Raw genomic sequence first — 16,850 nt, 5'->3', positions numbered from 1 at the left:
CTGCACCCCGAGCGGTCCGACTTTTCCGACCGGCGCCGCCGACGGTGGGGTCATGAGTGCTCGCGCGGTGTCTGGACTGGCCCTCAGTGTGCTCGCCGGAGTGCTGGCGTTCCCGGCGGCGCCGGTGCTCGCCTCCGACGCCGCGGAAGTCCCGGTCTCGCTGGTCGTGGGGCTGCGCTCGGACGCCGCACCGGACGAGCGCGGCGCCGAGGTCGTCGACAAGCTGGAGCAGAGCGTCGACGTCGTCGCCAGTGAGCCGCTCGATGCGGCGGTCGCCGTGGACGTGCCCGCGGACCAGGCCGCCGAGGCCGCCGCCGCGCTGCGGGCCGACCCGGCCGTCGCCTACGTCGAGCGCGACCACATCGCCTCGATCGCGGCCACCGTGCCCAACGATCCGGCCTTCGACAGCCAGTGGGGCATCAAGCTGGCCGGCGTCGACACCGCCTGGGACACGACCCGCGGGCGGGGTGGCGTGGTCGTCGCGGTGGTCGACACGGGGGTGAAGGCGCTGCCCGAGCTCTCGGGCCGCCTGCTCGCCGGGTACGACTTCGTCAACGACGACACCAACGCCACCGACGACCACGGCCACGGCACGATGACCGCCGGGGTGATCGCCGCGTCCGGCAACAACGGGGCCGGCGCCGCCGGGATCTGCTGGTTCTGCAAGATCCTGCCGGTGAAGGTGCTGAACTCCGACGGCTACGGCACCTACTCCGACATCGCGCAGGGCATCCGGTGGGCCGCCGACAAGGGCGCCGACATCGTCAACCTGTCGCTGGGCGGGGCCGACGACAGCCAGCTGCTGCGGGACGCCGTCGCGTACGCCAGCGGCAAGGGCGTCCTGGTGCTCGCCGCGGCGGGCAACTCGGGCAGCTCCGCGCCGCACTACCCGGCCGCGATCCCGGCGGCCGTCGCGGTCGGCGGCTCGACCCCCGGCGACCTGCGCTACTCCTGGTCCAACTACGGCAGCAGCTGGGTGGACCTCGCGGCGCCGGGCTGCAACCTGGCCGAGGGCCTGAACGGCATCGTGAGCCAGTTCTGCGGCACCTCGTCGGCCACGCCGTTCGCCGCGGGCGTCGCGGCGCTGCTCGCCTCGACCAGCCCGACGCCCACCGCCGCCACCATCCGCTCGACGCTGACCTCGTCCGCCGACAAGCTCTCCGGCTCCTGGGTCGCCTCGTCCGGGGGCCGGGTCGACGCGGCCGCCGCGCTGGCGTCGCTGCCGGCCGGGGAGAACACGGTCGCGGACGACCACGTCCCGCCGGCCACGTCGTTCCTGTCGCCGGGCGGCGGGGCGCTGGTGCGCGGCACGGTACGGGTGTCCGCCGCCGCCACCGACGACATCGGCATCGCCAAGGTGGAGCTGCTCGCCAACGGGGTCGTGGTGAACGTCGACCGCTACGCCCCGTACTCGCTGCCCTGGCGGACGGCCGTCCGGGGCGGGACCGTGACGCTCGGGCTGCGGGCGTACGACCGCGGCGGCAATGTGACCACCTCCGCCCGCCGCGTCGTGGTGGACAACTGGGGCCCGGCCGTGCGGATCACCTCCGGGCCGGCGAGCGGGACCCGCAACGTCCGCAAGACGAAGTACGTGACCGCGGAGGCCGCCGACCGCAACGGCATCCGAAGCCTCGAACTGCTGGTCAACGGCAAGGTGGTCCAGCGCACCACCGCGACGCGCCGCACGTTCGCGGTGCAGACGTGGAAGTTCGGCAGCACCCTCAAGGTCCGGGTACGGGCGATCGACCGCGCCGGCAACGTCTCGTACACCGGCACCCGCACCTGGTACCGCTGACGCCGGCGTATCGGCCCCGGTGACTCCGGCCTCAGCGGGTGCCCCGGCCCGGGGGGTGTGCCCCTCGCGCCGGTAAACTCGCGGGTCATGAGCACACCGCGTCCGGTTCTCGTCGTCGACTTCGGCGCCCAGTACGCCCAGCTGATCGCCCGCCGGGTCCGCGAGGCGCGGGTCTACTCGGAGATCGTGCCGCACTCGATGCCGGTCGCCGAGATGCTCGCGAAGGACCCGGCCGCGATCATCCTGTCCGGCGGACCGTCCAGTGTGTACGAGCCGGGCGCCCCGGTGCTCGATCCCGCGCTGTTCGCCGGCGACGTTCCCGTCTTCGGCATCTGCTACGGCTTCCAGGCCATGGCGCAGGCGCTCGGCGGCACCGTCGCGCACACCGGTTCGCGCGAGTACGGGCGCACGATGCTCACCGCGACCGACCGGGTGGGCACGCTGCTCCGGGACCTGCCGGCCGGCCTGCCGGTCTGGATGTCGCACGGCGACTCGGTCACCGAGGCTCCCGCGGGCTTCGCGGTCACCGCCTCGACGCCCGGCGCGCCGGTGGCGGCGTTCGAGGATCTCGCCACCCGGCGCGCGGGCGTGCAGTTCCACCCCGAGGTGGCGCACACCGAGCAGGGGCAGGAGATGCTCCAGCGCTTCCTCTACGACATCGCCGGTCTGGAGCCCACCTGGACCCCGACGAACATCATCGAGGACCAGGTCGCCGCGATCCGCGCTCAGGTCGGCGACAAGCAGGTCATCTGCGGGCTGTCCGGCGGCGTCGACTCGGCGGTCGCGGCGGCGCTCGTGCACAAGGCGGTCGGCGACCAGCTCACCTGCGTCTTCGTCGACCACGGCCTGCTGCGCGCCGGCGAGGCCGAGCAGGTCGAGAAGGACTACGTCGCGGCCACGGGCATCCGCCTCAAGGTGGTCGAGGCCTCGGACGTCTTCCTCGGCCACCTCGCCGGGGTCACGGACCCGGAGCAGAAGCGCAAGATCATCGGACGCGAGTTCATCCGTACGTTCGAGCAGGCCGCCCGCGAGCTCGACGCCGAGCGCCACATCGAGTTCCTGGTGCAGGGCACCCTCTACCCGGACGTCGTGGAGTCCGGCGGCGGCACCGGCACCGCCAACATCAAGTCGCACCACAACGTGGGCGGTCTCCCGGAGGACCTCCAGTTCGCCCTGGTCGAGCCGCTGCGCACCCTCTTCAAGGACGAGGTACGCGCGCTCGGCGCGGAGCTGGGCCTGCCCGAGGAGATGGTCCACCGGCACCCGTTCCCGGGCCCGGGCCTGGCCATCCGCATCATCGGCGCGGTCGACCGCCACCGCCTCGACATCCTGCGCGCGGCCGACCTGATCGCCCGCGAGGAGCTCACGGCGGCGGGCCTGGACCGCGACGTGTGGCAGTTCCCGGTGGTGCTGCTCGCCGACGTCCGCAGTGTCGGTGTCCAGGGCGACGGCCGCACCTACGGGCACCCGGTGGTCCTGCGGCCGGTCTCCAGCGAGGACGCGATGACGGCGGACTGGTCGCGCCTGCCGTACGAGGTCATCGCCAAGATCTCCACGCGGATCACGAACGAGGTCCCCGAGGTGAACCGGGTCGTCCTCGACGTCACCAGCAAGCCGCCGGGCACCATCGAGTGGGAGTGATCCCCCGCGGCGCCTGAGCCGCCCGCCTGATCGAACCCGCGAGGGCCGCTGCCGCCATCGGCAACGGCCCTCGCGGTGGTTCGGTGCCCGGCCATGGCCGCGGCGAGCGCCGGGACCCCCTGCAGCGTGGCGCCGCAGCGGCGGTCATGTGACCGGCGGGGTGCTTCCGCGCCCGCCGGAGCGGGCGCCGCAGCGGGGTCACGCGGCCGGCGGGGTGCTCGTCGGCGCGGCGCTCGCCGGTGGGGTGCTCACCGGGGCGGCGCTCGCCGAAGGGGCGCTCGGCGCGGGTGCGGCGGGATAGGCCGGGGGGCGGCCCCAGGAGGGGTGCGCGGGGTCGAGCCGGTCCGGGGCGGCCGGAGCCGGCTCCTCCGGCATCAGGAACCAGGCGATCGGATAGGCGAGCACCGCGGTTCCCCAGGTCAGCACGGCCAGCGCGGCGAAGCCGACGCGGATGAGGACGGGGTCGACGGACAGGTAGCGGCCGAGGCCGCTGCACACGCCGGCGACGATGCGGTCGTCGAGGGGGCGGCGAAGTTGCTTGTACGGGGCGACGGTCGGATCAGTCATGTCTCCAGAGTCGGCCGTGGCGCGCCCGGCGGCCTCGGTGAACGCCCGGAGTCCGACCCTGATTCCCCTGCCGGGGTCGCCCGGGGACGAACCGGTATGGGGGTATTGCTGTCTGTTACGCACCTGTTGCGCTCGGTGCGCAGAACCGCCCTGAACTGCGATTACTGAGGGCTATCGCCCTGTCAGGAATCCGACAGACGTTTCCCAGAGTTAACATAAACCGGGCAAGATGCCGCCCGTGACCCCCGCACTGGAGCCGCTCCGCAGGATTGCGGCATACGCCGTCGCGACCGATCCCCACGGCCGCGTCCTACTCGTCCGGGCCTCGGCCCGCTCCGGCACGCCCGGCGTCTGGTCCCTGCCCGGCGGCGCCGTCGACCACGGCGAGGACCCGAACCACACCGTCGTCCGGGAGACCGCCGCGGAGACCGGGCTGTCGGTCGCCGTCACCGGGTTGCGCGACGTGCTGGCCGACATGCGGTCCCTGCCGCACCGCGGCGTCACGATCCACACCGATCGCCTCGTCTACGAGGTGTCCGTGCGCGGCGGCAACCTGATCGACCGGGTGGGCCAGCCGACCGACATGGCCCGCTGGCACACCCTCGAGGAGGCGCAGGAGCTGCGGCTGCGCCCGTTCACCGCCGCCGCGCTGGGGCTGCCCGCCGCCAGCGCCGACCTGCGGCCCGAGGAGGTCCCCGACTTCCCGTCCTTCTACGCCTATCCGGGGCCGGACGGGCTGCACCGCGCGCAGCGCTTCGCCGCGTACGCCATCGCGACCGACCCCCACGACCGGCTGCTGCTGACCCGCGTGGCCCCGGGCTACCCGGGCGAGGGCTGCTGGCACCTGCCCGGCGGCGGAACCGACTACGGCGAACAACCCGGCACCGCCCTGATCCGCGAGCTCGTCGAGGAAACCGGGCAGCAGGGGCGCCTGGTCGAGCTGCTCGGCGTCGCCAGCCACCGCGACGCGGCCTCGCTGGGCCCCGAGGGCTATCCGATCGACTGGCACGGCGTCCGGGCCTTCTACCGGGTCGCCGTCGACGCGCCCACCGAGGTGACGGTCGGGGACGTCGGCGGCTCCACGTCCGAGGCGCGCTGGATGGCGCTCGCGGAGGTCGCCGCCCTGCCCGCCGATCAGCTCACCGAGGTTACCGCCGAGGCGCTCCGGGCCGCCGGCCTCCTCTGATGACGCAGCGGGGCCGGATGGTGCGAAGCGGCGGGCGGAAGCCACCCCGGGGACGCAGCGGGGAGGGGGCCGCGACGCTACGCCCGGATAGCCTGGCCGGGTGAAGATCAGACGAATCGGAGCGTACGGTCTCTGCCGCGACGCCGCCGGACGTGCGCTGCTCGCGCACAACTCGGGGCTGTCCGCCTTCCCCGGGCTCTGGACCCTGCCCGGGGGCGGGGTCGAGCAGGGCGAAGATCCCGACGACACCGTCGTCCGGGAGTTCGCCGAGGAGACCGGCCTTCGGGTGCGCATCGTGGGACTTCACTCGGTGACCTCCGACGTTTTCCGGCTACCGGACACGGATACGTGGGAACACACCGATCGGATCATCTACGACGTCGAGATCGTGGGCGGAGGCCTCCGCGACGAGACCTCCGGTACGACCGATCGTGTCGCCTGGGTGACCCCGGGCGAGCTGCCGCTGATGCCGTTCACGGCCGGCGCGCTCGGGCTGCCCGTCCCGCCCTCCGAGCGGCCGCCGGACCCCGCGGAGCCGCAGGTACGCACCAACCAGCGGTTCGGCGCGTACGGGATCGTCACCGACCCCGGCGGCCGGGTCCTGCTCACCCGGATCGCGCCCGGATACCCGGGCGCCGGGCTCTGGCACCTGCCCGGCGGCGGGACCGACCACGGCGAGCTGCCGGAGGCCGCGCTGACCCGGGAGCTGATCGAGGAGACCGGGCAGCACGGGCGGGTGACCGGCCTCGTGGGCACCTCGCACCGGCACGATCCCGCGGCGCTCGGCCCGGAAGGCGTACCCGTGGACTGGCATGTCGTCCGTGTCCTGTTCAGCGTTTCCGTCGACCGGCCGACAGAACCAGTGGTGATGGAGGATGCGGGCGGATCCACGGCGGCGGCGGCCTGGTTCGATCAGGTTACGGCGCGTGATCTTCCGCTGACCGAAGTCGCCGCGTCGGCACTGCGTCGGCTCGCTGAGGAAAGCGCTCATCGGTGAAGAGGGTTGCGGGCACTCGGTTAGACTCGTCACAGGGCCGGGCAGTATGCATGCCTCTTCGCCCACCGGAGGGGAATCAAAACTCCAGAGAACGTCGTTGCACACCACGGTCGATTCGTCCCTCGCCAAGAGGGCCCGGCTGTGCGATTGTGTAACCCGCTTTAGTGACGGTCCGTAGACGTACGGGCGATGGGCAGCACCCCGCGACGGCGCAGCCGGCGGGCATACCGACCCCAGATGGAGGAGCACGTGCCGAGAACCCCGTGGCGCCGGCGTCGAACGACGGATAGTCCCCGTCCCGCCGGGCGTCGTTGGGCAGGCCGGCTGCGCCGCGGCGGAAGTCTCGCCCGGCAGGCCCTGCTGGTGCGGGTGGGAGGCCGATCCGCGGAAGCGGGCCGCGCCGCCACCGCCACCCGGGCAGAAGTGATCTACACCGGCACGGAGCTCGTGTCGGTCGCCGGCCGTGGCCGCACGGTGGCCACGTCGGGCAGCCACGGGCCGGTCGCCATGGCCCAGCCGGTCACGATCGAGGCCGACTCGGGGGCGCTGCTCCCGGGCGAGCCCACGGTCCGCCGCCGCATCAGCTTTGCGCTGGTCAACGCGTGCACCCTGGCGAGCCTCGGCCTGGGCCTGCTCGCCATCTTCCTCGCCATGCAGGGCGAGACCCGCTTCGCCGCCGCCTGCCTGGTGGCCTGCGTGGCCTTCGACGGGCTCGACGGCGCCCTGGCCCGGCGGCTCGGCGTCTCCAGCCCGTTCGGCGCGCAGATGGACTCGCTGGCCGACATGTGCTCGTTCGGGCTCGCGGCGCCGGTGGTGGTCTACGCCTCGCTCGCGCACACGGTGCCGACGGCCGCGGCCGGGGTGGCGTGCGTGCTGGTCGCGGGCTGTGCGGCGATCCGGCTGGCCCGGTTCAACGTGTCGCCCAAGGACGGGAAGTTCTTCTCCGGCGTGCCGACGACCATGGCCGCGGCGGTGCTGGCCCTGACGGTGCTCATCGGTCTGCCGCTGCCGGGGATCGTGGTGCTCGGCGGGGTGGCCCTGCTGGCGTTCGCGATGGTCTCCAGCTTCCCGTACGCGAAGCTCGCCCGGATCGTGAAGCTGCCGCCGTGGCTCTGGCTGCTGCCCGTCGTGGGCGCGCTGGTGGACGCCCGGCTGACGTTCGTGATGGTGGTCGCCGCCTACCTGCTCAGCGGCCCGGTCATGTGGGTGCGGGCCCGCCGCGCCTGACGAGACCACGAAAAGGCCCACCCGCCTGGCGGGTGGGCCTTTTGCCTGCCCGGGGAGCTAGATCCAGCGGGCGATCACCGAGGTGCCGCCGCGGACCTTGTCGCCCACCGCGACCGTCGCCTCGGCGCGGTCCGCCGGGAGGTAGACGTCGGTGCGGGAGCCGAAGCGGATCAGGCCCATGCGCTCGCCCCGGGCCACCAGGGTGCCCACCGGGGTGCGCTGGACGATGCGGCGGGCGATCAGACCCGTCCGCTGGGCCACCACCACGGTCCCGCGGTCGGTGTCCAGCACCGTGTACGCCGCCACGTTGTGCTCCGCCGCGGCCGTCATGGCGTTGGCGTAGCCGCCGTCGATCACGAAGTAGTCGGTCACCCGGCCGGCCACCGGCACGCGGTTGACGTGGACGTCCAGCACCGACAGGAAGACCGCGATGCGCAGGAACTCGCCGTCGCCGAGGCGCTCGTCGGTCAGCCGCTCCACCGACAGGACCTTGCCGTCGCTGGCCGCCACCACGGCGGCGGGATCGCCCGGCACGTCGCGCTCCGGGTCGCGGAAGAAGGCCGCCACGGGTGCCGCCGCCAGCGCCGGGAGCAGCCACAGCTTGGACGAGGGGCGCGCCCGCCGGGCCAGGGCCGCCAGGCCCAGGGCGATGCCCGCCGCGGCCACGCCGTTGGAGTCCAGGTGCATGGACCGCGTCACCGGCACGCTGGACGGCCGGTACGCCGGTGCCAGGGTCGCCGCCTTCGCGGTGTCCGCCGGGGTGAAGCGCAGCTTGTGGACGCGCAGCGGCGGCTGGTTGCGGAGCACGAGGTCCGAGCCGACGCCGAAGAGGGCGCTCTGCCGGAACAGCTCGGCGGCCGCTCCTTCCGTACGCCCCGGGACCGCCGGCGTCGCGACCGAGACCACCGCGCCGTCGGTGAGGTATTTGCTCAGGCCGTCGAGGACGGCGCGGGTCTCCTCGGCCGTGCCGGTCAGCGGCTCGGCGACGACGACCACGTCGGCGGGCTCCGCGTCGGTGAGCGACTCGACGATCCGCACCCGGTCGGCGATCCAGCTGCCCAGCCCGGCGATGTGGTCGCGGAGCGGGCCGGCGGTGCTCCGCTCGCTCGCGACGAGGATGAGCGTGTCGCCGGGCAGCAGCGCCTCGAGCGCCGCGGCCAGCACGGCGGACGTGTGGTCGGCGCCGATCACGAGCGCCGTCGTGGCCGCGTTCTGGCGGGCGAACTCGGCGGTGAGACTGCGTGCGGCACGGGGGCCGACGCCGGTCACGGGGGCGGCGGAGACGGGGGGAAACGGCGTCATGGGCAAGAGCATATTGCGCGGGTCGCGGTTCCCACCCGTTGGTGTGACCCGCGACCCGGCCGCTCCGCTCACTCCGGCCGGCGGAAGAGGTCCGGCCGGGTGTCCCCGTCCGTGCTCTCCTTCGCGCCCGCGTCGGGCACCGCCGGCAGGTCGATCCGGTGTGCCGGGTCGCTCAGCAGCTCCCGCACGATGTCGGCGTGCATCTCGGGCGGCAGGTCGCCGGGCGTCTCGACCTCGGCCTCCGCCGCCACCGGCGCCGGCACCTCGGCCCGGCGGCCGCTGCGGATCGCGCCGAGCAGTCCGACCGTGCCGAAGAGGATCAGGACGCCGGCGACCAGCCAGCCCGGCTGGGGCAGCCGTACGGTGACGATCTTCGCGATCGCCCACCAGAGCGCTGCCAGCAGGAAGATCAAGCCGAAACTGAGCGAGATGCCGTCGGTACGGTGCGGCTTCACCGGGTCACCTCCACGTTGCCCGCTTCCATCTGGATCGTCAGCCTCAGGTTGCCGCCGCCCGCACCGTCGGGGCCGAGGTCGGTGGCGCCCTGCAGGTTGAGGTGGCCGGTCGTCTCCTTGCCGTAGACCACCGCCCGGCCGTCGTTCATCGAGACGCTCGTGCTCGCGTCGACCTTGTCCGGCAGCAGCACCCTGACCTGGCCGAACTTCATGGCCACCGTGACCGCCTGGTCGTGGCCCGTGAAGTCCAGCGCGCGCAGGTCGAGGGTGGCGGTACCCACCGTGAAGTCGTACCGGTCGGCGACGGCCGCGAGGCTCTGCGGCCGGTACGAGTTGTTGGCGAACTGCCCGCCGAACTCCTCCGCGCCGGAGGAGATGGACAGGCCGAGAGTGGCGAGGACGGCGAGGAAGATCAGGCCGCGGGCCCGGCCGAACCAGGCGCCGACGATGAGTCCCAGGGCGATGGTGGCCAGGGCGGCCGCGAAGTATCCGGACACCGGGATCGGGGCCCCGGACAGGTCGAACAGCGCCAGCACGCCCATCACGACCACGACGCCGAAGAAGGTGATCCGGCCCAGCTTGGAGCGTTCGCGCGGCGGCTTCGGGGGCTTGGGCGGCTTCGCCGGCTGCGGCGGCTGCGGCGGGTGCCCCGGCCCGTGCGCCCAGGGACCGTGCGGCTGCTGCCCCGGGCCCTGCGCCCACGGCCCGTGCGGCGCGAACGGCGGCCGGAAGCCTCCGGACGGCGGCCCGAACCTCGGGGGCTGCGGCGGCTCGTGCGGCCCCGCCGCCGTGCCCGCGGTGACCCCCGCGGTGACCCCGGCCGCGGCGGCTCCGGCGGCGGCCGCTCCCACGGTGGCAGCCCCGCCTGTGGCGGCTCCGGCCGCGGTGGTTCCGGCGTCGGCGGCTCCGGCCGCGGGCGTCAGCGGCGGCATCGGGGGCAGCGGCGCGGTCACCGGCTCGCCGGCCGGTGCCGAGGCGGGCGCCGGACCGCCGGCGGGCGCGAACGCGGTCGTCGGCTCGTCATCCGGCGCGGAAGGCCCGTCGTCCGGCCGGGAAGCCTTGTCACCCGGCCCGGAAGCCGGCGCCGCGCCGGCGCCGGATGCGGCGGGCGGCGCCGCGGGAAACGTGGCGGTCGCGGCCCACGGATCGCTCGCCGCCGCCCCCGCGGCCGCCCCGGAGCCCGCCGGCCTGGCGGACTTCCTGAGGACCAGGGCGCCGCACAGCAGCACGGCGGTCGCGAGCAACGTGGCGCGGAAGCCGTCGCGCACGATGAAGGCGAAGGTCAGCACCGCCGTGGCGCCGAGCAGCACCACCGAGAGCGGGGCCATCGCCGAGCGGCCGCGGCCGAGCAGCGACTCGACCGGGGAGGCGGTGTCGCCCTCGGCCGGGATCAGCAGCCAGCCGAGCAGGTAGACGAGCACGCCGACGCCGCCGAAGAAGCCCAGCACGGCGAGGAGCACCCGCCAGAGCACCGGGTCGGTGTTGGTGGCGCGGGCGATCGCGGCGCAGACACCGGCGATGTAGCGGCCGCGGGCGGGACGGATGAGCTGCTCCCGCGAGAAGGTCGGGCCGTCCGGCGCGGTGAACCACGGTGGCGCGTTCCCGGCGGGAGGAGCGGCGGAAGGTGCCGGAGCGTCCTGCGACGACCCGGCAGCATCGCGGGACTGGGCAGCTTCGTCGGTCATGGCTTCGATACTGGCCTCCGGGCGGCCCGGCCCGCCTCAGGCGGCGACCCTGACACCACCCTGAGATCCGGGGGTACCCGTCATGGGGGAAGTTCCCCGTGGCCCGGCGTGGGCGGACGTGTGACGATCGAACCGTCACCCTTCCGCACCGCCCGTGAGGAGCGCAGCGATCACCGCCACCGCCGTACCGCCGCCGACGCGCCGCCTGTACCGGCCGCGCGAGCACCGTGTCATCGCCGGTGTCGCGGCCGGCATCGCGCGCCACCTGGGCATCCCGGTCACGGCGGTCCGCATCGCCCTGGTCGTGCTGCTCGGCTTCAACGGCCTCGGCCTGCTGCTGTACGCCGTCTTCTGGGCGGTGCTGCCGCTGCAGGCGCCGACCGGGGTGACCCCCCGCCGCGACCTCGTGCTGCTGTTGCCGTTCGGCGCCATCGGCCTGGGCGTGGTGCTGCTGCAGGCGCTGGTCTCCAGCGACAACGGCGTGGCCGGGACGGTCGGCTGGCTGGTCGCCGTCATCGCGGTCGGCGCCGGCGTGATCTGGCACCAGTCCGACCCGGCCCGGCGCAGCCAGTGGACCGAGGGCGCCTCGCAGACCCCCTGGCTCGCCGCCGTGGTCGCCGAGAGTGACCGCCGCTCGTTCGTGTTCCGCTTCATCGGCGGGGGCGTACTGGTCGCGGTCGGCGTCATCGGCGTGCTGGCGGTGTTCCTACCCAAGGGCAACCTCACCACGGTCTTCAACGGCGTGATCTTCGCGCTGGTCGGGCTGCTCGGGGTCGGCGTGGTGGTGGCGCCGCTGCTGTGGCGCACGTTCAGCCAGCTCCGGGCCGAGCGCGAGGGACGCATCCGGGAGCAGGAGCGGGCCGAGGTGGCCGCCATGATCCACGACCAGGTGCTGCACACGCTCGCCCTCATCCAGCGCAACTCCACCGACATCAAAGAGGTGCAGCGGCTCGCCCGGGGACAGGAACGCTCGCTGCGCAACTGGCTCTACAAACCGGCCGCGTCGCCGACCGAGCGGTTCTCGGCGGCCCTCGAGCAGGCCGCCGCGGAGGTCGAGGACACGTACGCGATCTCGGTCGAGACCGTCGTCGTGGGCGACACGCAGTGTGACGAGCGGGTCGCTGCCCTGGTGGCGGCCGCGCGTGAGGCCCTGGTCAACGCGGCCCGGCACGCGGGCGTACGGACCGTCTCGCTGTACGCGGAGGTCGAGGACGCCGAGCTGAGCGTCTTCGTCCGCGACCGCGGCGCCGGCTTCGATCTGAACGCGGTGGAAGATACCCGCCATGGCGTACGCGGCTCGATCATCGGACGCATGCAGCGGCACGGCGGCAAGGCCGTGATCCGCAGCGAACCGGGGGACGGCACGGAGGTCCGCCTGACACTGCCCGCCTCGCGCGACAGCGTCGCCGCCGGAAAGGAGAACGCACGATGACCGAGACCACCGCCGAGGAGGGCCGCCGCCTGCGCGTCTTCCTCGTGGACGACCACGCGATGTTCCGGGCCGGCGTCCGTGCCGAGCTGGGCGTGCACGTCGACGTGGTGGGGGAGGCGAGCTCCGTGGCCGAGGCGGTCGCCCGCATCGCCGCGACCGAGCCCGACGTGGTGCTGCTCGACGTGCACATGCCCGACGGCGGGGGCCGGGCCGTGCTGGACGCGATGCGGCGTACGCACCCGCAGGTCAAGTTCCTGGCGCTGTCGGTGTCCGACGCCGCGGAGGACGTGATCGGGCTGATCCGGGCCGGCGCCCGCGGCTACGTCACGAAGACCATCTCGCCCGACGAGCTGGCCGCGGCGGTCCGGCGGGTGGCCGACGGCGACGCGGTGTTCAGCCCCCGGCTGGCCGGCTTCGTGCTGGACGCCTTCGCCGCGCGTCCGGACGTCCCGGTGGCCGATCCGGAGCTCGATCAGCTCACCAACCGCGAGCGGGAGGTGCTGCGGTTGCTGGCGCGGGGGTACGCGTACAAGGAGATCGCCAAGGAGCTGTTCATCTCCATCAAGACGGTGGAGACGCATGTGTCGAACGTGTTGCGGAAACTGCAGATGTCCAACCGCTATGAACTGTCGAGATGGGCGGCGGATCGTCGACTGGTCTAGCGGGCCTCAACCGTCTGGCGGGGACGTTTCGGCGCGGCCCGGGCGAAACCCGACATTGCGCTTACGGATCGTTGTCAGACCATTACGACTGACGAGTAACCGCTGGTCAGAGGCTTGTCGTTGACCGAAAGTACGAGCCTGTGGAGGCGGCTGAGGCGCAACGGGCGAATATCGGGTTGATAACGGCGGCCTCAAGGACTAGGGGCGCTGTGTAAGGGTGGCACCTACTCACACAACCCCTCGTGAGCGCCCCTGAAGGAGGCACTCCCATGTTTGGGAATCGCCCATGGAAGATGGCGGTCGGCGCGACCGCCATCGCCTTGTTGGCCGCAGGCTGCGGAGGCGGGTCGGAGGAAGCTGACTCCGCGTCCAACAGCATCGTCATCGGAATCGCTGAACCGCAGCACTTGATCCCGTCGAACACGACGGAGACCAGTGGTGCGCAGGTCCTTGCCGCACTTTTCTACCCGCTCGTGGACTTCGACAAGGAGAGCAAGCCGGTCGAGCTTGCCGCCGAGTCGATCACCTCGGACGATAACAAGGTCTGGACCGTGAAGCTGAAGCCGGGCTTCACGTTCCACAACGGCGAGCAGGTCGTCGCCGACAACTACATCGACGCCTGGAACTACGGCGCCTACGGCCCCAACGCCCAGGGTGCCTCCTACTTCTACGAGCGCATCGAGGGTTACGCGGACCTGCAGTCCAAGGACCCGGACGGCGAGGAGGGCCCGCAGAAGGCCCCCGAGCCCAAGGCCAAGACCATGACCGGCCTCAAGAAGATCGACGACTCGACCTTCACCGTGACGCTCTCCACGCCGTTCGCCGGCTGGAAGTCCGTCATGGGCTACACGGCGTTCCACCCGCTGCCCAAGGCCGCCTTCTCCGCCCCCGGAAAGATCGCCGACGGCTTCGAGGACGCGATCATCGGTAACGGCCCCTTCAAGATGAAGGGCACCTGGCAGCACGACTCGAAGATCGAGGTCGAGAAGGTCCAGGGCTTCAAGGGCACGGTGCCGAAGATCGACGGCGTGACCTTCAAGATCTACCAGGATGAGAAGGCCGAGTACGCCGACCTCGTCGCCGGCAACGACGACGTGCAGACCCAGATTCCGATCGAGAGCCTGGCCGCCGCGCCGGGCGACCTGGGCGAGCGCTTCAAGAAGAGCCCGAGCTCGTCCTTCCAGTTCGTCGGCTTCCCGACGTTCCAGAAGGAGTTCTCGAACGTCAACGTCCGCAGGGCCCTCTCCATGGCGGTCAACCGCAAGGAGATGACCGAGCAGATCTTCCTCGGGTCGCAGACCCCCGCCACCAGCTTCGTGTCGCCCGCTGTCGCCGGCTTCCGTGAGAACACCTGTGGCGCCAACTGCGAGTACAACCCCACCGAGGCCAAGAAGCTCTGGACGGAGAACAACGGCCCGGCTAAGGTCCAGATCACTTACAACGCCGACGGTGGCCACAAGGCCTGGGTCGACGCCATGTGCAACCAGGTCAAGGCCTCGCTGGGCATCGACTGCGTCGGTGTGGGCGAGCCGAAGTTCGCCGACCTGCTGACCAAGGTCGAGAAGAAGCAGCCGGTCGGCCTGATCCGCCTCGGCTGGGTCATGGACTACCCGCTCATGGAGAACTACCTCGGCCCGCTGTACGCCACCGGTGGTTCCTCGAACTACTACGGCTACAGCAACCCGGCGTTCGACAACCTGGTGAAGGAGGGCTCCGCGGCGAAGACCACGGACGAGGCCGTCGCCAAGTGGCAGCAGGCCGAGGACATCCTCGCCAAGGACATGCCGGTCATCCCGCTCCGCTTCGGCCAGAACTCGTTCGGCCACTCGGAGAAGGTCACCAACGTGGAGGTGGACATCTTCACGAAGGTCGACCTCTACAAGATCGAAGTTAAGAAGTGATCTAAGCCGTTCGTGCAGTGGTGGCGTCACGGTTTTTGTGAAACCGTGACGCCACCGCTGTGTCTCCCCTCCTATATTTGCCGCGCGGCCCACGAGGCCGGGTGGCGCATCTTCCGCGGAAGAGGCTAAATCCGTATGTTCCGCTACATCGTGCGGCGCCTACTACAGATGGTCCTGACGTTCTTCGGGGCCACCTTCATCGTGTACGCGCTGATGTTCGCCAACCAGGACGACCCCCTCCAGGCGTTGGCGGGCGAACGACCCATCACCGAGAGCGTCCGTCAGGCCCTGACCGAGCGCTACCACCTCAACGAGCCCTTCCTCATGCAGTACTGGTACTACATGAAGGGCCTGCTCACCGGTAACTTCGGCCAGTCGCTGACCGGTCGCCAGATCAGCGACATGATGGCGACGGCCTGGCCGGTGACCATCAAGCTCGCGCTCATGGCGATCATCATCGTCGCCGTGGTCGCCATCACCGCCGGTGTCATCTCCGGCATCCGCCGCGGTGGTCTGTTCGACAACGTGACCCTGATCATCACCCTGATCATCCTGTCGCTGCCGATCATCGTGCTCGCTCCGCTGACCCAGCTCTTCTTCGGCATCAAGCTCGGGTGGTTCCCGCCGACGGCCGGCGCGAACGCCTCCCTCTATGCGCTGCTGATGCCCGCCGTCGTCCTGGGCAGCCTGGTCCTGGCGACCGAGCTGCGGGTGACCCGTGCCTCCGTGGCCGAGAACCTGCGCTCCGACTACGTTCGCACGGCTCGCGCCAAGGGTCTGTCCCGCCAGCGGGTGATCGGCGTGCACGTGCTGCGAAACTCGCTCATCCCGGTCGTGACGCTCATCGGCGTCGACATCGGTGGCCTCATGTCCGGCGCGATCGTGACCGAAGGCGTGTTCAACATCCCGGGGGTCGGCTTCAACCTCTTCCGCGGCATCCGGACCGAGGACGGTCCGCTCGTGGTCGGGTTCGTCAGCGTCCTCGTGATCGTCTTCCTGGTCGTGAACCTGCTGGTCGACCTGATGTACGCCGCCCTCGACCCAAGGATTCGTTATGAGTGACATCGACGCCGTAGTCTCCGCCGCGGGCCCCAGCGGCGAGGCGCCGACCGAACCCCGGCACGCCGGAGGCAAGAAGGACAAGCCGCGCAGCCTCGCCGCCGACGCCTGGCTCGACCTGCGCAAGAGCAAGGTCTTCTGGTTCGCGGCGGTGCTGGTCGTCATCATCACGCTGATGGCCGTGTGGCCCGGATTGTTCGGCGCCGGAGACCCGCGTGCCTGCGCCCTCTCCCGCCAGCACGCCGGCCCGAGCGGCAGCGCGTTCTTCGGGTTCGACTACCAGGGCTGCGACGTCTACGCGAAGACCATCTACGGCGCCCGCAACTCGCTGCAGGTGAGCATCGTGGCGACCCTGCTCTCCGGGATCATCGGCCTGATCTTCGGCCTCTCCGCCGGATACTTCGGCGGCTGGGTGGACGCCGTCCTGTCGCGCTTCATCGACGTCGTGCTCGGCATCCCGTTCCTGCTGGCCGCGATCGTGCTGGCCAAGCGCCTCTCGGCCGACCCGAACAGCAACGGTGTCCTCGCGGTGACCGTGACGCTGGGCGTGCTGGGCTGGACGACCGCGGCCCGCATCATGCGGTCCTCGGTCATCGCGTCCAAGAACCAGGACTACGTGGCGGCGGCCCGGATGCTCGGCTCGGGGCCGGCGCGGCTGATGATGCGGCACATCCTGCCGAACTCGACCGCGTCGTTCATCGTGGTGCTGACGCTCCTGCTGGGTGCCAACATCGCCAGCGAGGCGACCCTGTCGTTCCTCGGCATCGGCCTGAAGAACGACGCCATCTCGTGGGGCATCTCGATCGCCGAGGCGACCCCGGTCGCCCGGGTCGCGCCCTGGCCGCTGGTCTGGCCGTCCGCCTTCCTCGCGGCCACGGTGCTGGCCTTCATCATGCTCGGCGACGCGGTCCGCGACGCCTTCGACCCGAAGTTGCGGTGAC

Annotated in this window: 14 protein-coding genes; 10 read left to right on the top strand and 4 right to left on the bottom strand. The window is 71.9% G+C overall.

Annotation, left to right across the window (positions count from 1 at the left end):
* Positions 1-52 precede the first annotated feature (52 nt).
* Positions 53-1,795, top strand: coding sequence for a S8 family serine peptidase (locus IEY99_RS19785; protein ID WP_189205300.1), 1,743 nt, complete (start codon positions 53-55; stop codon positions 1,793-1,795).
* Between the two features lie 87 nt (positions 1,796-1,882).
* Positions 1,883-3,436, top strand: coding sequence for a glutamine-hydrolyzing GMP synthase (gene guaA / locus IEY99_RS19780; RefSeq protein ID WP_189205298.1), 1,554 nt, complete (start codon positions 1,883-1,885; stop codon positions 3,434-3,436).
* 198 nt (positions 3,437-3,634) lie between these two features.
* Here guaA and IEY99_RS19775 read toward each other — a convergent pair whose 3' ends face one another.
* A complete protein-coding gene (locus IEY99_RS19775; RefSeq protein WP_189205296.1) occupies positions 3,635-4,003 on the bottom strand; it encodes a PspC domain-containing protein in 369 nt (122 codons plus the stop codon).
* A gap of 238 nt (positions 4,004-4,241) precedes the next feature.
* Here IEY99_RS19775 and IEY99_RS19770 point away from each other — a divergent pair, with 238 nt between their 5' ends.
* From IEY99_RS19770 to IEY99_RS19760, 3 genes are all read left to right on the top strand, one after another.
* Complete coding sequence (locus tag IEY99_RS19770; RefSeq protein WP_189205294.1) at positions 4,242-5,189, top strand: NUDIX hydrolase; 948 nt, start codon at positions 4,242-4,244, stop codon at positions 5,187-5,189.
* 100 nt (positions 5,190-5,289) lie between these two features.
* Positions 5,290-6,186: an NUDIX domain-containing protein gene (locus IEY99_RS19765; protein ID WP_189205292.1), complete on the top strand. Its 897-nt coding sequence runs from the start codon at positions 5,290-5,292 to the stop codon at positions 6,184-6,186.
* 249 nt (positions 6,187-6,435) lie between these two features.
* A complete protein-coding gene (locus tag IEY99_RS19760; protein WP_373293399.1) occupies positions 6,436-7,413 on the top strand; it encodes a CDP-alcohol phosphatidyltransferase family protein in 978 nt (325 codons plus the stop codon).
* Between the two features lie 57 nt (positions 7,414-7,470).
* Here IEY99_RS19760 and IEY99_RS19755 read toward each other — a convergent pair whose 3' ends face one another.
* The 3 genes from IEY99_RS19755 to IEY99_RS34945 form a co-directional block, all read right to left on the bottom strand.
* Positions 7,471-8,715 carry a phosphatidylserine decarboxylase gene (locus IEY99_RS19755; RefSeq protein ID WP_189205290.1) on the bottom strand — a complete coding sequence of 415 codons (1,245 nt, stop codon included), beginning with the start codon at positions 8,713-8,715 and terminating at the stop codon, positions 7,471-7,473.
* Between the two features lie 68 nt (positions 8,716-8,783).
* Complete coding sequence (locus IEY99_RS34370) at positions 8,784-9,170, bottom strand: hypothetical protein (protein WP_229798984.1); 387 nt, start codon at positions 9,168-9,170, stop codon at positions 8,784-8,786.
* A complete protein-coding gene (locus IEY99_RS34945) occupies positions 9,167-10,855 on the bottom strand; it encodes a PspC domain-containing protein (protein WP_189205288.1) in 1,689 nt (562 codons plus the stop codon). The genes IEY99_RS34370 and IEY99_RS34945 overlap by 4 nt, the downstream gene beginning before the upstream one ends.
* A 154-nt stretch (positions 10,856-11,009) precedes the next feature.
* Between IEY99_RS34945 and IEY99_RS19740 the strand changes: the two genes are divergently transcribed.
* The 5 genes from IEY99_RS19740 (at position 11,010) to IEY99_RS19720 (ending at position 16,849) form a co-directional block, all read left to right on the top strand.
* Positions 11,010-12,287 carry an ATP-binding protein gene (locus IEY99_RS19740; protein ID WP_373293398.1) on the top strand — a complete coding sequence of 426 codons (1,278 nt, stop codon included), beginning with the start codon at positions 11,010-11,012 and terminating at the stop codon, positions 12,285-12,287.
* Complete coding sequence (locus tag IEY99_RS19735) at positions 12,284-12,949, top strand: response regulator (protein WP_189205286.1); 666 nt, start codon at positions 12,284-12,286, stop codon at positions 12,947-12,949. The genes IEY99_RS19740 and IEY99_RS19735 overlap by 4 nt, the downstream gene beginning before the upstream one ends.
* Positions 12,950-13,218: 269 nt before the next feature.
* Positions 13,219-14,850 carry a peptide ABC transporter substrate-binding protein gene (locus IEY99_RS19730; RefSeq protein WP_373293397.1) on the top strand — a complete coding sequence of 544 codons (1,632 nt, stop codon included), beginning with the start codon at positions 13,219-13,221 and terminating at the stop codon, positions 14,848-14,850.
* Between the two features lie 135 nt (positions 14,851-14,985).
* Positions 14,986-15,912, top strand: a complete 927-nt coding sequence (locus IEY99_RS19725; protein WP_189205284.1) for an ABC transporter permease — start codon at positions 14,986-14,988, stop codon at positions 15,910-15,912.
* Positions 15,905-16,849 carry an ABC transporter permease gene (locus IEY99_RS19720; RefSeq protein ID WP_189205282.1) on the top strand — a complete coding sequence of 315 codons (945 nt, stop codon included), beginning with the start codon at positions 15,905-15,907 and terminating at the stop codon, positions 16,847-16,849. Before IEY99_RS19725 ends, IEY99_RS19720 begins: the two co-directional genes overlap by 8 nt.
* Position 16,850 lies beyond the last annotated feature (1 nt).

The organism is Couchioplanes azureus (assembly GCF_014648355.1).
Taxonomy (GTDB): Bacteria; Actinomycetota; Actinomycetes; order Mycobacteriales; family Micromonosporaceae; genus Actinoplanes; species Actinoplanes azureus.
The sequence above is the reverse complement of the archived record's forward strand: the minus strand, read 5'-3'. Positions and strand labels throughout refer to the sequence as shown.

Bases quoted from the DNA above. Each gene is read 5' to 3' on its own strand.
- IEY99_RS34945 (WP_189205288.1), bottom strand. From the start codon at position 10,855: ATGACCGACGAAGCTGCCCAGTCCCGCGATGCTGCCGGGTCGTCGCAG.
- guaA (WP_189205298.1), top strand. From the start codon at position 1,883: ATGAGCACACCGCGTCCGGTTCTCGTCGTCGACTTCGGCGCCCAGTAC.
- IEY99_RS19785 (WP_189205300.1), top strand. From the start codon at position 53: ATGAGTGCTCGCGCGGTGTCTGGACTGGCCCTCAGTGTGCTCGCCGGA.
- IEY99_RS19720 (WP_189205282.1), top strand. From the start codon at position 15,905: ATGAGTGACATCGACGCCGTAGTCTCCGCCGCGGGCCCCAGCGGCGAG.
- IEY99_RS19730 (WP_373293397.1), top strand. From the start codon at position 13,219: ATGTTTGGGAATCGCCCATGGAAGATGGCGGTCGGCGCGACCGCCATC.
- IEY99_RS19775 (WP_189205296.1), bottom strand. From the start codon at position 4,003: ATGACTGATCCGACCGTCGCCCCGTACAAGCAACTTCGCCGCCCCCTC.
- IEY99_RS19735 (WP_189205286.1), top strand. From the start codon at position 12,284: ATGACCGAGACCACCGCCGAGGAGGGCCGCCGCCTGCGCGTCTTCCTC.
- IEY99_RS19725 (WP_189205284.1), top strand. From the start codon at position 14,986: ATGTTCCGCTACATCGTGCGGCGCCTACTACAGATGGTCCTGACGTTC.
- IEY99_RS19755 (WP_189205290.1), bottom strand. From the start codon at position 8,715: ATGACGCCGTTTCCCCCCGTCTCCGCCGCCCCCGTGACCGGCGTCGGC.